This is a genomic window from Aequorivita xiaoshiensis (assembly GCF_022008395.1).
Lineage (GTDB): Bacteria > Bacteroidota > Bacteroidia > Flavobacteriales > Flavobacteriaceae > Aequorivita > Aequorivita xiaoshiensis.
In genome coordinates this window covers 52,551-66,529 of record NZ_JAIRBB010000011.1, presented here as the reverse complement: position 1 = coordinate 66,529, position 13,979 = coordinate 52,551, and the positions used below count along the sequence as shown (strand labels likewise).

Below are 13,979 nucleotides of genomic sequence, written 5' to 3'. Positions count from 1 at the left end.
TATAAACTTATTCTTTAATAAGTCTTTTTATTACTTGACCATCTTTACCTTGAATAATTACAAAATAAGTAGCTGAAGCCAATTCAGAAACATCAATAACTTTTTCAGCACCCATATTTCTAAGATCGATTGTTTTAATTACTCTTCCTCTTAAGTCGAATATCTTCAAGTTTTCAAGAGAAAGACTTGTTGATTTTCCTAAGGTGATAGCGTGTGTAGTCGGGTTAGGATACATTTGTACACTTTCCGAATCTAAGTTGTTATCACCAATGCCTAAGACTTCATTAACAGTAAGTTCAAACGTACAAGTGGCATCGTTTCCATACTCGTCTTGAGCAGTTAACGTAATTGTATGAACTCCTTCAGGAAGTTGTGTTCCTGCCGCTGGGTTTTGAGAAGTAATAGTAACAGGAGATGTACAATTATCTACTGCTGTTGCCTCTCCAGTTCCAAAGTAATCAGGTAGTATGTAAAATTCATTCCCAGGATCAGTATCCACTGTTTGATCATTAGGACACGTAATTACTGGTGCTTCACTGTCTTCTACTGTAATAGTAAAACTACAAGTAGTAGTATTGCCTTCACCATCAGTAGCTGTAAATTCAATAGTGCTCACACCAATAGGGAAATTACTTCCGCTAGGTAAACCACTTGTTTGTGCAACTGTTACAGAGCAGTTGTCTGCTGCCGTTGGAGTGGTGAAACTAACTACTGCTTCACACATAGCAGCATCAGTATTTACAGTTATATCTGCAGGGCAATTAATTGTTGGAGGAAGGTTGTCTTCTACTGTTACAATAGCTACACAAGTGCTTGTATTTCCATTTACATCTGTTACAGTTAGCGTAACATTATTTGCACCTAAATCTGCGCAAGTAAATGAGCTGGTTGAAATACTTAATGTATCAATAGCACAATTATCACTAGAACCTCCGTCAACATCTGCAGCGGTAATAGTTGCATTTCCAGAAGCGTCTAACTGTACAGAAATATCTTGACAAACTACTGTAGGTGCTTCAGTGTCATTTATAGTAACGGAAAAAGAACAAGTTTCTATCGGATTAATTCCGTCGTCATATTCAAAAGTGTTAACCGTAGTTCCAATAGGGAATGTGCTTCCACTTGCCAAACCTTCTGTTTGTGTTATAGTTCCTGAACCACCGCATCCTGCTGGAGAGTCTACAGTATATGTAACAACTGCACCACAAACCCCTGGGTCGTTATCTTGTGTGATATCACCTGGGCAAAGTAGTGGACCGCCACCGCCGGTACCAATAACATTAACCACTGCAGAACAAGTAGAGCTAGCTCCACTGTCATTTGTTACTTCAACTAAAATTGTATTTAGGCCAACATCTGAACAGCTAAAACTTACTGTTGGAGCTAATGGGCTTCCTGCAAGTACAGTGTAACTACCACATTCAACACTAACGTCGTATAATAATGCTTCTGCATTTATAGTAGCATTACCGGTACCGTCAAGTGTTACATCTAATACAGGAGCGTTAATTTCGTAATCGTAATCTATAGCCCATGTGTTCAGTGTACCAGTAAGGCCACCTGCAACATCCGAAACTTTAAGTTCCCATGTTCCTAAAGTGCTTTCACCATCAAAAATTGACAAAGGGTTATTTGGTTTGAATGTTCCATTTATAGTTGGTGTTGAACTCGAACATTCATTTTCTACAGATGTTGCAGCTTCATCGTCAAGGGTGGCAACAATATCATCGCCAGAACAACCGTACCCAGAATTTGTTCTTCCTGGTCTATCAACGATAACAGCGGTAGTACCAGCTGGAGATTTTATTCTAACAATTACGTCTCCCACCCAAGAATGTGATATGTTTAAATCTACATCTAAATCGGTTATTGTAACATCTTCTGTAACATTCATCGTAACGGTAACCCCACTTGAATTCCCGTCTGGGATTGCAACACCTGGGGAACTTGATTGTGAACCTGTCATTGGCACACCGCCTGAACCCATGCAAATAATCACAGGAGGTTCGTTCGTTACATTAATTTCATCGGTAATTGTTGTAGGGTTTCCAGTACAGAAATCATCTACTGCATAAGTCACCGTTACTAATCCCGGACCTGCAACACTTGGGTCGAATGTAAAGGTTGTTCCGTTTCCATCATCTGTAACTCCAGGTCCACTATAAACTCCGCCAGCAGGGTTACCTCCTGAAAGACCAGTTTGAACACCGTCTGAAAGACAAACTTCATCTACAACATCTAAGCTTGAAAAGTTTGGTGGTAAATCAAATGCTTCAGTTCCATCTGTTTTACTACTAGATGAGCCCTGAATGGCACTATAACCAAGTCCTCTTCTGGCGAATGCATCCCAAATTGCACATTGATTAGCTCCTCCGTATAAAGCCATGTCTGCTGCTAGAATAGCATCACGACCATCCACAAAACCAGGATTACTTGGTTGTAGTTTAAGAGCTTCTGTTACTAAGGCTAAAGAAATATTATTTCCACCACTTCCATTATAAAAATCTGTATCGAATCCGTGTACAGCAATTAGCTCCCACGTCATTTCCCAAAGCATTGCGGTCCAAACAGAGCCTACTCCATGTGGTGCAACTTCTGATTTTATATCATCATATGTGTGAGGGTTAATTGCAAAATTTGTACTGTAAGGATGAGTTCTAATTCCTGGACCATTAGGACCTTCTCCCATTAACCAAGTTCCAACACCTCTAGAGTCGGTTCCAGAATCTCCGCTTTGCATAGTAAGCATTAACCCATAATAGTCACTCCATCCTTCACCCATTTGTTCTTGTCCGCCTAAAGTGCTTAATCTATTAGAAATACCATGCCCATATTCATGAACAATTACCATATTATCTAAATCCCCATCTCTGTTATCACAAACATACATCTGCATACGAGGTCTGTTTCCGTCTGGGGGAGTCGCGAAGTTTGCATTACATGTTCCCGAGCCATCTTGCGCTTCTGCATTAACTCGGTCATTGCCTAAGCCACCTTTTCCATAATTATTGTGTTGGAAATTTCCACTAGCTTCATCAAAACCATATTGATAAGTTACGTCGTGGATAATATTATTCCAGTAAAAAAGGTTTGTAATTGCAGCGCTCTCCGATTGGTCACTATTACTGTAGTTGGTATTTAATGGGAAATCAAAAATTAAATTACCGCCCGGGCTAAACGCGTATTTATTGTCTGGTTGGTTGTTTGCATTGTCATCGTCATATGCATCAACATTATTTCCGCGTGAATTGGTGTAATCAGCAGTGTTATTACCGCTAATGTCATGCCATCCGTAAGGGGATGCAGTTAGGTTTTCTGGGTTTGTTACTAAAGTTCGGGTTCCGTGATTTGGACTTTCTACCGGCATAGCAAATACTCTATAGCTTGCTGCTGGAGCCAATGTAGTTGTCGAAGAATTTGTATTGTTGTAATTATAAGGCTCATTCATCGGCCCAACAAAAGGTGCTGAGGTTTCAGCAGCGTGAATGTGGTTTTCGTGATCTCCTAATATATTACAGTATAAGGTCCAATTGTCTTTGTCAATAATATTTCCGGTTGACGCATCAACGCGGAAGTTCCACCAGTCTGGTGACGTTGTTTCAGATACAGAAAGCTCCCAAACTAGTTGAGTACCTATCCCTTGTCTGTAATAATACATTAGTTTAACAGGAATGTCTTCTGAAGAAATATCTGCTTTATTAAAAACTGCAGCCTTATTTTTACCGCCGATGCTTTTTACTTCTTGAAGATTGCCAATTTTGTAGTTCATTTGTCTAGCTACAGAAGTAATTGCTTGTTTTGCAGAAATTCCTTGAGCATTACTTTTTAAAGTAGCTTGAATATCTGCTAAAAATTTGTTGTGAGCTACTAATACCTTTCCGTTCTTGTCAATGTGAATGCTAGATTCTGTACCGTAAACTTCTATTCCGTTTATGGCTTGACGTAAATAGATGTGATGAACACCGCTAATACTACTTACATGTTGTTTAGTGATTACATAGGTGTCATTTTTTTGTTTGATGAGTTCTTCTAAAGAAATAGAGGATGGCTCATTTAAAATTTTTGCCTCTCTCCTTTCTTTTTCTCGATTTGTGTCTTGTGCATTGAGCTGAAAAGTCAGCAAACACAGTGCTAGTAAAAATAGGGTAGTGTTTTTCATATTATAATTGAAATTTAATGGAATCTTAAAATTACAATAAATAAAAATTTATTTAGCAATTGACACTGTTTATTTCACTCTAAATTAAAGTAGGAAAGTTTTGAGCAAAAAAAAACCCCGCTAAAAGCGAGGTTTATTGTCTTAAAAAGTGATAACTATATTATAGTACTTTTACGTTAACCGCATTTAATCCTTTTCTTCCTTCTTGAAGATCAAATTCTACTTCGTCACCTTCGCGAATCTCGTCGATAAGTCCTGTAACGTGTACAAAATGTTCTTTGTTGTTTCCTTCTTCAGTGATAAAACCGAAACCTTTGGTGTCGTTGAAGAATTTTACTGTTCCTTTGTTCATTGTATTTAAATAAAATAATTAATATAAGATGCAAATATAGATTTATTAATTACAATTTGCGGAGTTTTTAACTATTTTTTTTAAAAACTATAAACTTTTCAATTGTAAAAATTATTTATCTTTCATTATTTGAGGCTATTTTTCAATAAATTGCTTTCTGAAGTGTTATAAATATGGATTGTTTGTAACTGATACTAAATATTTGAAAAGTATTAATTTTCAATTTAATTTTACATCGAGAAGGAAAGCCTTAAAAAACATTAGGGCATTCTTGTTACATTTGTTATTTTTGCAAACCATAAATCAAGCCTGCTGATAAAATGCAGTAGGAACAAAATCGCAACTATGAACTTACACGAATACCAAGGAAAAGAAATACTAAACAGTTTTGGCGTTGAAATACAACGCGGAATCGTAGCAACTACTCCAGCAGAAGCTGTTGCAGCTGCAAAAAAACTTACCGAAGACACTGGAACTAGCTGGCATGTAATTAAAGCTCAGGTTCATGCTGGTGGCCGTGGAAAAGGTGGCGGAGTAAAACTTGCAAAGAACCTTCAAGAGGTTGAAGAAATTGCTGGAAATATAATAGGAATGAACCTTATCACTCCTCAAACTTCTGCAGAAGGAAAAAAAGTACACCAAGTTTTAATTGCTGAAGATGTTTATTACCCTGGAGATAGTGAGCCCGAAGAATACTATATGAGTGTTCTTTTAAATCGTTCTACAGGTAGAAATATGATTATGTATTCTACAGAAGGTGGGATGGATATTGAAACTGTAGCTGAAGAAACTCCACATTTAATCTTTACTGAAGAAATTGATCCTGCTGTTGGTCTTTTAGGATTCCAGGCAAGAAGAATTGCTTTTAATTTAGGCTTGAGTGGAAAAGCTTTTAAGGAAATGACAAAATTTGTTTCTGCACTTTACAAAGCTTATAACGAATCAGATTCATCGCTATTTGAAATTAATCCAGTACTAAAAACCAGTGATGATAAAATTATCGCTGTAGATGCTAAGGTAAGTCTTGATGATAACGCAATGTATCGTCATAAAGATTATATGGAAATGCGCGATAAGCGTGAAGAAAACCCAGTGGAGGTTGAAGCTCAAGAAAAGGGTCTTAACTACGTTGATCTTGATGGTAATGTTGGGTGTATGGTTAATGGTGCTGGACTTGCAATGGCCACTATGGACTTGATTAAACAAGCTGGTGGTGAGCCTGCTAACTTTTTAGATGTTGGAGGTACTGCAAATGCAGAGCGCGTTGAGGCAGCATTCAAATTAATTTTGAAAGACCCAAACGTAAAAGCAATCTTAGTAAATATATTTGGTGGTATCGTTCGTTGCGACCGTGTAGCCCAAGGTATTGTTGATGCATATAATAATATGGGAACTATTAATGTGCCAATTATTGTTCGTCTACAAGGAACAAACGCCGATATCGCAAAAGAATTAATAGACAATAGTGGTTTAGATGTTCAGAGTGCTATTGAATTCCAAGAAGCTGCAGATAAAGTTAAAGAAGTATTGTCTTAATTTATTTGCCTAATCTTTAGTTATATAAAACCTTTCATCTTAACAGATGGAAGGTTTTTTTATGGTTTTAAATCAAGATTAGCTAACGAAACCATCTTGTTCTTATCTTTTTCAGAACTAAAATCCATATCATCAACCAAGGCTTTTAATTCATTTTTTACAACAATGTTGTAGTCCTTGTTTCTAATAGATTGTTTATCTAAATAGGTCAGCATGGTTATTAATTTTTGGATCACAATGGGGTCGTGCTTACAATAAGCTCTTAGCGAAGCCATTACATTATACAATAGCTCTTCAAAATGAATTATAGCTATTTTTAAATTCATTTTTCCATCTATAATAATTACACCGTTATCATTTTTTCTTAAACGAAGGGCGAAGAGCTCTGTTAGGTAGTCTATGGCGTTTATAGCGGTTCCTGGGTCGTTGATTCCTGGTGACATAGCTTTTACCGCAATTTCGGTAATTTGCTTAAAGGCAAGGGTGTAATTGTCTTGAATGTATTCTCCTCTAGCAAAGTTGATGTTCGAGAATATTTCTTCCACTAATTTATCGTCAATTGGTTTGTTGACCTTTAACATTGAGTTGTTTTTCAATACAAACAAACCCTTAGGAACGGTTATGTAGATTCTAATATCGTGTTCTAAGCATAATGCATTCATGTTTTTAATTGAAATATTTTGGAAATACCCACTTTTAGAACAACTGTAAGTGTGCCAATCGGAAGTGTCGGGAAATATTTGCGGAAGCATTTTAGAAGAATCTTCTTCCTTTTCAATAATTTCTTCTAAACGCCTTGTGGCTGTATTATAAATCCCGTCCATAATATTATTTATCTGAATGCTTTGGGAAATATTATGAATGAAAAATATAAATGAAAATAAACACAGTACCGTAAACATTACGCCTATTAGAATTGATATTCCAGGCAAGGTGTATTTGTCTTCACTAGGGTCTATGGAAAATAATGTGAAAATGCAGTATATAATAGAAGCCAAAAAGACTCCCAAAATAACTTGATGGGTTTTGTTTGAAATTAAACCTGGAAGTAGGCGAGGGGAGAAATTGCTTGATGCTTGGCTCAATAAAAGCATAACCATAGAAAAACTAAAAGTCATCATGGCTATCAAGCCGCCAATACAAGTGCTTAGAACATTAAGAGCGGTATCTCCATCCTCTACCATCAACATCGGAAATATCTTAAGCACTTTTTGAGAAACTCCTTGTTGCTCAATAAATATCATGCTAAGTGCTAAAAAAAATCCTCCTAAAGCAAAAATACTAGGGTAGAAAGCAATTTTACCCTCTAGCATATTAAAGAAAGTTGACAGTCGGTTAATGAAGTACTTCATTATTATAGTTTTAAATGACAAAAAGACAGTTGTATTACTTTAAAACGAGCCAAATTGTCTGGTTTTTGTAAATGGAATTGTTATTGTCTAATTGTAATTGAAATTAGTAAAAAATAAAACAATATAACACTATGAAAACAGTTAATAACAATAATATGTGGTTGCCTAGTTTATTAGATAATATATTCTTAGAAAACCGTCTTGATAGATTAAATAATTATGAAACTTTTAGTAATCCAGCGGTAAATATTATCGAAAATTTATCGAATTTTGTAGTCGAATTGGCTGCGCCAGGTTTGCAAAAAGAAAACTTTAGTATTGAAGTTGAGGAAGATACCTTGAAAATAGCTTATGAAGTTAAGGAATCTCAGGAAGAAGAGCAGAAAAATGATAATGCAGCTCAATATAAAAGAAGAGAATTCAATTTTGGAAGTTTTGAAAAGTCATTTAAACTACCTGAAAATGTAAATGTTGAAGATATTTTGGCAAACTATGAAGATGGAGTATTAAAAGTTACTTTGCCTAAAATGGAAGAAAAGAAAGTTTTAAAGAGAATGGTTGAGATTTCATAATTGAAATTTAATTTGGTTAGTTAGTTAAAATGACCGCGTGCTACTCAATCGGTACGCGGTTTTTTTTATGCTTTTTAGTTAACCTCGTCTTCGCTTTCCTCCTGTACTTTTAATATTGGAATTACCTCTTTTTTCACCGCCATTTTTTCTTGCTTGTGGCTTGTCCTTTCTAAGAGGTTTACCTTTTTTATTGTCTATTGCACGACGTCTTGTGGGCTTTAAGGCCCTTTTTTCATCAAAGTCGGCTTTAGGATGCGGTTTAGGCTGTCCATCGCTATCTTTAACAGAATCTTTTAAAGTTTTTAATTCTTCTTCAGTTAGATCACGCCATTCACCAATGGGTAAGTCGCCTAATTCCAAATTCATAATTCTTATTCGTTGTAGTGCTACAACTTCATAGCCAAGGTATTCACACATTCTGCGAATCTGTCTATTCAAACCTTGAACTAAGAATATTTTGAATTCAAATCGGCTAACTCTTTCAACTCTACAGCGCTTTGTAACAGTATCAAGAATAGGAATTCCAGACCCCATTCTTTTTATAAATTCATCTGTAACAGGTCTGTCGACTTTAACAATATATTCTTTTTCGTGTTTGTTTCCTGCACGTAAAATTTTATTTACAATATCTCCTTCATTAGTTAGTAAAAGTAAGCCTTCACTAGGTTTGTCTAATCTTCCTACCGGAAAAATTCGTTCAGGATGTTTCACAAAATCTATAACATTATCTTCATAACGAGTATCTGTGGTGCAAGTGATTCCAACAGGTTTGTTGAGCATTATATAAACTAGATTCTCGTTCTCCTTAATTAATTTCCCGTCAACACGTACTTCATCATTAGGCATAACTCTATCGCCAAGTGTACTTTTTACGCCATTTATTGTTACGCGCCCTTTTTCGATTAAGGCGTCAGCTTCACGACGTGAGCAGAAACCACTATCGCTTATAGCTTTATTAATTCTTACAGAATCTGGATGATGCATTTATAGATTTTTTGTAAAGATACCATAACTGAATGTCAAATTAAAAAGGTTAAAATTGATTTAATTTCTATATGTAGATATTTTAAAAATTGTAGTTTCATAAAAAACTAAAAATATGGCAATATTAGGTTCAATAATCAAGACTGCAATCGACCTCCGCGACGCGATAGTTTCTGAAAAATCCCAAGTAGAATCTCAAAAGGAAGTTTTAAAAAGCTTGCTAGAAACAGCTAAGGATACAGCTTTTGGGAAATATTATGGTTTTTCTAAAATTTTAGAGGCTGAGGATATACAAAAAGAATTTTCTGACAAAGTTCCTTATTTCGACTATCACCAAATGGAAGAGAAGTGGTGGGTAAAAACACAAGAGGGGCTTGAGGATATTACTTGGCCGGGTGTACCTACATATTTTGCGAGAAGTAGCGGAACTACTGGTAAAACATCAAAAAAAATTCCTGTAACTGATGAAATGGTTGAGACCATTCGCAATGCTGGGATTAAACAAGTGGGTGCTTTAGCAAATTTTGATGTTCAATCAGATTTCTTCGAAAAGGAAATAATGATGTTGGGTAGTAGTACAAACCTTGAAGAACAAGACCAGTTTTTAGAAGGTGAAATTAGCGGGATTAGTGCGAGTAATATTCCATTTTGGTTTCGCGGATACTACAAGCCCGGCGAAGAAATCGCACAAATGGAAGATTGGGACGAAAAGGTGGAAACAATAGCGAAACGCGCACGGGAGTGGGATATAGGGGCATTGAGTGGAATTCCTTCCTGGATGGAACTAATGATGAAAAAAGTGATAGAATATCACGATGCAAAAAATATACACGAAATATGGCCAAACCTTCAAGCCTATACTTCCGGAGGGGTTGCTTTTCAACCCTATGAAAAGAGTTTTAATCAGTTACTCGCGCATCCTATTATAATTATTGATACTTATTTAGCGTCAGAAGGGTTTTTAGCTTTTCAGAATAGACCCGAAACAACCGCAATGAAGTTGGTTACAGATAATGGTATTTATTTTGAATTTGTTCCGTTTAACCCAGATTATATAAATGATGATGGATCACTGTCTCAAGATGCTCCTGCATTAACACTTGAAGAGGTTGAGGTTGATACAGATTATGTTTTAATAATAAGTACGGTTTCTGGCGCTTGGCGTTATTTAATTGGTGATACCATCGCTTTTACAGATGTAGAAAAAGCTGAAATTAAAATTACAGGTCGCACCAAATTCTTTTTAAATGTGGTAGGGTCACAACTATCTGTAAATAAAATGGAAGCTGCCATGCGTGAACTGGAAGAGAAATTTGATATAAAAATCCCTGAATTTACACTTGCTGCTGTTAAGATAGATGACGAGTTTTATCATCATTGGTATTTGGGTACAGATACTGAAATTAGCGATAAAAAATTAGCTGAAGCCTTAGATAATGCTTTAAAAGAAGCAAATAAAAATTATGCAGTAGCTAGATCCAAAGCTTTAAAAGGAGTAAAAGTCTCTACCGTAAGTTTAGAGGTTTTCCAAGAATGGAGTGCCAAGAATAAAAAGAAAGGTGGACAGGTTAAAATGGAGAAGGTGATGGGAGAAGATAAGTTTGCGGAATGGGAGGAATTTGTAAAGCAACTGGGTGTATAGGCAGGCGAATAGTTACTTAACGCAATTTGATAACAAATAATCGATATTGAAAATGTGCAATGTTTAATTAATGTTTAAAAACATGTTATTGCCTATAGATATAGTTGCAACGTCTTCTTCATATTCATTCTTTCGACTGAAAAAAGTTTTGATTTTTGGTTTAAGAATTCAATAATAATAATTCCTTTTTCAGCAGTTTTATTTAATTCATAATTTTCTTTTAAATCAAGAGATTGTATTTTAACCACAAACTGATATAATAATTTTACGATTTTTTCAATATGAGATTCATGTAACGTCGAAATATGTTTTATTAAGTCTGTAGTATTGATATTAGATATTTTTTCTAATGTTAAGTCAAATTCTTTTTCTAGAACTTCATTTATACTGCTAATTTCGTTGTTTGCATTACTTGAATTAATACCACTAATTTTATCAATTAAACTGACTAATATTAAATTGAGTTTTTGAATTTCTCGTTTTATATAGTCCTTTTCTATCTCCATTATTTAAAATTAGTATCTAATAGTTTTGGTTTAAAATTTGGCTAGTTTAATTTCGAAAGCATATATTTTTATTTCATACATTTAACTTGATTCTTTTAAGTCCAAAAATAGATCTATCCTTCTTTTTCTACCATTTCAATTTCTTCCTCAATTTTATTTTTGTTGATTAGTTCCATAACTTCTTCAGGTGAAATGTAAAGTCTTCGAATGCGTTCTTTATATTTCTCAGAAAGATTGGCGTTATCGAGTATAAAGTTTTTTGTTTTTAAAATATAATCACCCATACCGTGAGCAATAGCGTAAGTATCTGCTGCGCGCTCTACTTCTTTGATATGTGCTGAAGAGAAAAGATATTTCACCCCAAATATTAGCATTCCAACATTCGTTCTATTGCGATAGTCCATAACATGACCTAGTTCATGGCCAATCCAACCAATTATTACATCGGAAGGAATGTCGTCTATGGTGAATTTTTCACCTTCAATTTGAATGTTTCTACTAATTAGAATCACATATTCCCTGTTTTCTTTCGATTTAAAAAAACTTGCAAACCGAGGTTGAGCTTGCATTGTAGACTTTTTTATATTGTTCTTAAATTTAAACTCTATGGAAGTGTCATAAAGTTCAGGATAATACGAAATTGCTTCGATTACCTCTTTTTTAATGTTCTCTGGAATTATTTTGTTATCTAAATTGATATTTTGAGTTGAAATCATAGAAAGAGTAAAATACAAAATAGATTTTATGAAAGTCGTTAAAAGCATTGTAAAATTAATTCTCTTGTTAATATACTGCTGACTATAATATAAAAAGAATATTTTAAAATACTCAGACCTCCTCTAGCTGTTTTTGATATGTTTTAATTTTATCACGAAGTTTAGCAGCCATCATAAAATCTAACTCTTTTGCCGACTTTTCCATTGCTTTACGAGTATCTCGGATTTTCTTTTCAATTTGAGCTTTAGTCAGGTATTCCACTTCAGATTCTGCAGCAAGGCTTTCAGCTGTTTCAAACGAATATGCTTCTTGTTTAGACTTGGTTAGTGAATTTTCAAAAGACTTTTTAATTGCTGTTGGCGTGATACCATGTTTTTTATTGTATGCAATTTGCTTTTCTCTTTTGTAGTTGGTACTATCAATTGTCTCTTGCATACTTTTAGTTATTTTATCAGCATACATTATGGCTTTACCATTCAGATTTCTAGCAGCACGACCTACGGTTTGGGTTAGAGAGCGCCCGCTTCTTAAAAACCCTTCCTTATCAGCATCTAAAATAGCTACCAATGAAACTTCTGGCAAGTCCAACCCTTCACGAAGAAGGTTTACACCTACTAATACATCAAAAAGACCAAGACGTAAATCCTGCATAATTTCTACACGTTCCAAAGTATCAACATCACTGTGGATATAACGAGTTCTTACCTGTACACGAATCAAATACTTGGTAAGCTCTTCTGCCATTCTTTTAGTTAAAGTAGTAACTAAAACCCTTTCGTCTTTTTCAATACGAAGTTGGATTTCTTCCAGTAAATCATCTATTTGATTGAGGCTAGGTCGAACCTCAATTGGTGGGTCCAAAAGTCCTGTTGGGCGTATAATTTGCTCTACAAACACACCGCCGCTCTTTTCCAATTCGTAGTCGGCAGGAGTTGCACTCACATAAATAACTTGATTTTGAATAGCTTCAAATTCTTCAAACTTAAGTGGTCTGTTATCCATTGCAGCTGGTAAACGGAATCCGTATTCAACCAAATTTTCTTTTCTAGAACGGTCACCCCCATACATAGCGCCAACCTGGGGGATAGAAACGTGGCTTTCATCGACTACCATCAAATAATCATCAGGAAAATAGTCTAATAGGCAGAAAGGACGAGTACCAGGCAAACGTTGGTCTAAGTAACGCGAATAGTTTTCAATTCCGCTACAATACCCTAGTTCGCGAATCATTTCAAGATCGAAATTGGTTCGCTCTTCTAGTCGCTTTGCTTCTAAGTGCTTCCCGATTTCTTTAAAATATTCTATTTGTAAAATTAAATCATCCTGAATGCTCTTAATAGCATTTTGTAACACATCTGGTGAGGTTACGAACATATTGGCAGGATAAATATTTAATCGATCATACTTCGCTTTTATGCTGTTATTTAAAGGATCAAATACTTCAATTTCCTCAATTTCATCTCCAAAAAAATGAATTCTAAATGCATCATCGGCATAACCTGGAAAGATATCAACGGTATCTCCTTTTATTCGGAATCGTCCGTGATTAAATTCGGCTTCAGTTCTAGAATAAAGACTTTGAACCAAACGGTGAAGTAACTTGGTTCGCGAAATTATTTGTCCTTTTTCTAATGAAATAACGTTTTTCTTAAATTCAACAGGGTTACCAATACCGTATAAACACGAAACGGAAGAAACTACTAACACATCTCTTCGTCCAGATAATAGGGCAGAAGTAGTGCTTAATCGCATTTTTTCTATTTCTTCATTTATAGAAAGATCTTTTTCAATATAGGTTCCGCTGCTAGGAATAAAAGCTTCTGGCTGATAATAATCGTAGTAGGATACAAAATATTCTACTGCATTATTTGGAAACAGATTTTTAAACTCCGTATAAAGCTGAGCCGCAAGAGTTTTATTATGGGCTAAAACCAAAGTAGGCTTTTGTACTTGTTCTACAACATTAGCAACAGTAAAAGTTTTTCCCGAACCAGTTACACCCAAAAGTGTTTGATATTTTTCGTCGGAATTGAGGCCTTCAACTAATGATTTTATAGCCTGTGGTTGGTCACCAGTGGGTTGAAATTCTGATTCTATTTTAAACTTCATATGTTCTTTTTCAAAGCTTTACAAAAATAGTGAATTGAAGTGAGAACTGA

The 13,979-nt window shown here is 35.1% G+C and carries 10 protein-coding genes; 3 read left to right on the top strand and 7 right to left on the bottom strand.

Features of this window, described 5'->3' with window-relative positions; translation table 11 throughout:
* Positions 1-7: 7 nt before the first annotated feature.
* Together K8344_RS11570 and K8344_RS11565 are read right to left on the bottom strand one after the other, a co-directional pair.
* Positions 8-4,159: a M36 family metallopeptidase gene (locus K8344_RS11570; protein ID WP_237608846.1), complete on the bottom strand. Its 4,152-nt coding sequence runs from the start codon at positions 4,157-4,159 to the stop codon at positions 8-10.
* Between the two features lie 160 nt (positions 4,160-4,319).
* Positions 4,320-4,511: a cold-shock protein gene (locus tag K8344_RS11565; protein ID WP_139856072.1), complete on the bottom strand. Its 192-nt coding sequence runs from the start codon at positions 4,509-4,511 to the stop codon at positions 4,320-4,322.
* 345 nt (positions 4,512-4,856) lie between these two features.
* Here K8344_RS11565 and sucC point away from each other — a divergent pair, with 345 nt between their 5' ends.
* On the top strand, positions 4,857-6,047 hold the full coding sequence (gene sucC / locus K8344_RS11560) for an ADP-forming succinate--CoA ligase subunit beta (RefSeq protein ID WP_237608845.1): 1,191 nt from the start codon (positions 4,857-4,859) through the stop codon (positions 6,045-6,047).
* A 59-nt stretch (positions 6,048-6,106) separates the two neighbouring features.
* Here sucC and K8344_RS11555 read toward each other — a convergent pair whose 3' ends face one another.
* A complete protein-coding gene (locus K8344_RS11555; protein ID WP_237608844.1) occupies positions 6,107-7,399 on the bottom strand; it encodes a DUF2254 domain-containing protein in 1,293 nt (430 codons plus the stop codon).
* A gap of 131 nt (positions 7,400-7,530) precedes the next feature.
* Here K8344_RS11555 and K8344_RS11550 point away from each other — a divergent pair, with 131 nt between their 5' ends.
* Positions 7,531-7,971: an Hsp20/alpha crystallin family protein gene (locus tag K8344_RS11550; RefSeq protein ID WP_237608843.1), complete on the top strand. Its 441-nt coding sequence runs from the start codon at positions 7,531-7,533 to the stop codon at positions 7,969-7,971.
* A 78-nt stretch (positions 7,972-8,049) separates the two neighbouring features.
* On the opposite strand, the gene rluF is transcribed toward K8344_RS11550, so the two are convergent.
* Entirely contained in the window at positions 8,050-8,955 is a 906-nt protein-coding gene (rluF, locus tag K8344_RS11545) for a 23S rRNA pseudouridine(2604) synthase RluF (RefSeq protein ID WP_237608842.1), read from the bottom strand.
* 115 nt (positions 8,956-9,070) lie between these two features.
* Here rluF and K8344_RS11540 point away from each other — a divergent pair, with 115 nt between their 5' ends.
* A complete protein-coding gene (locus K8344_RS11540) occupies positions 9,071-10,597 on the top strand; it encodes a GH3 family acyl-acid amido synthetase (protein WP_237608841.1) in 1,527 nt (508 codons plus the stop codon).
* 92 nt (positions 10,598-10,689) lie between these two features.
* Here the strand turns inward: K8344_RS11540 and K8344_RS11535 are convergent, their stop codons facing one another.
* From K8344_RS11535 to uvrB, 3 genes are all read right to left on the bottom strand, one after another.
* Complete coding sequence (locus K8344_RS11535) at positions 10,690-11,103, bottom strand: hypothetical protein (RefSeq protein ID WP_237608840.1); 414 nt, start codon at positions 11,101-11,103, stop codon at positions 10,690-10,692.
* Positions 11,104-11,216: 113 nt separating this feature from the next.
* On the bottom strand, positions 11,217-11,819 hold the full coding sequence (locus K8344_RS11530; protein ID WP_237608839.1) for a hypothetical protein: 603 nt from the start codon (positions 11,817-11,819) through the stop codon (positions 11,217-11,219).
* Positions 11,820-11,931: 112 nt separating this feature from the next.
* Entirely contained in the window at positions 11,932-13,929 is a 1,998-nt protein-coding gene (gene uvrB / locus K8344_RS11525) for an excinuclease ABC subunit UvrB (protein ID WP_237608838.1), read from the bottom strand.
* Positions 13,930-13,979 lie beyond the last annotated feature (50 nt).

Excerpts from the sequence above, each read along its gene's own strand:
- K8344_RS11570 (WP_237608846.1), bottom strand. The coding sequence starts at position 4,159 with ATGAAAAACACTACCCTATTTTTACTAGCACTGTGTTTGCTGACTTTT.
- K8344_RS11565 (WP_139856072.1), bottom strand. The coding sequence starts at position 4,511 with ATGAACAAAGGAACAGTAAAATTCTTCAACGACACCAAAGGTTTCGGT.
- sucC (WP_237608845.1), top strand. The coding sequence starts at position 4,857 with ATGAACTTACACGAATACCAAGGAAAAGAAATACTAAACAGTTTTGGC.
- K8344_RS11555 (WP_237608844.1), bottom strand. The coding sequence starts at position 7,399 with ATGAAGTACTTCATTAACCGACTGTCAACTTTCTTTAATATGCTAGAG.
- K8344_RS11550 (WP_237608843.1), top strand. The coding sequence starts at position 7,531 with ATGAAAACAGTTAATAACAATAATATGTGGTTGCCTAGTTTATTAGAT.
- rluF (WP_237608842.1), bottom strand. The coding sequence starts at position 8,955 with ATGCATCATCCAGATTCTGTAAGAATTAATAAAGCTATAAGCGATAGT.
- K8344_RS11540 (WP_237608841.1), top strand. The coding sequence starts at position 9,071 with ATGGCAATATTAGGTTCAATAATCAAGACTGCAATCGACCTCCGCGAC.
- K8344_RS11535 (WP_237608840.1), bottom strand. The coding sequence starts at position 11,103 with ATGGAGATAGAAAAGGACTATATAAAACGAGAAATTCAAAAACTCAAT.
- K8344_RS11530 (WP_237608839.1), bottom strand. The coding sequence starts at position 11,819 with ATGATTTCAACTCAAAATATCAATTTAGATAACAAAATAATTCCAGAG.
- uvrB (WP_237608838.1), bottom strand. The coding sequence starts at position 13,929 with ATGAAGTTTAAAATAGAATCAGAATTTCAACCCACTGGTGACCAACCA.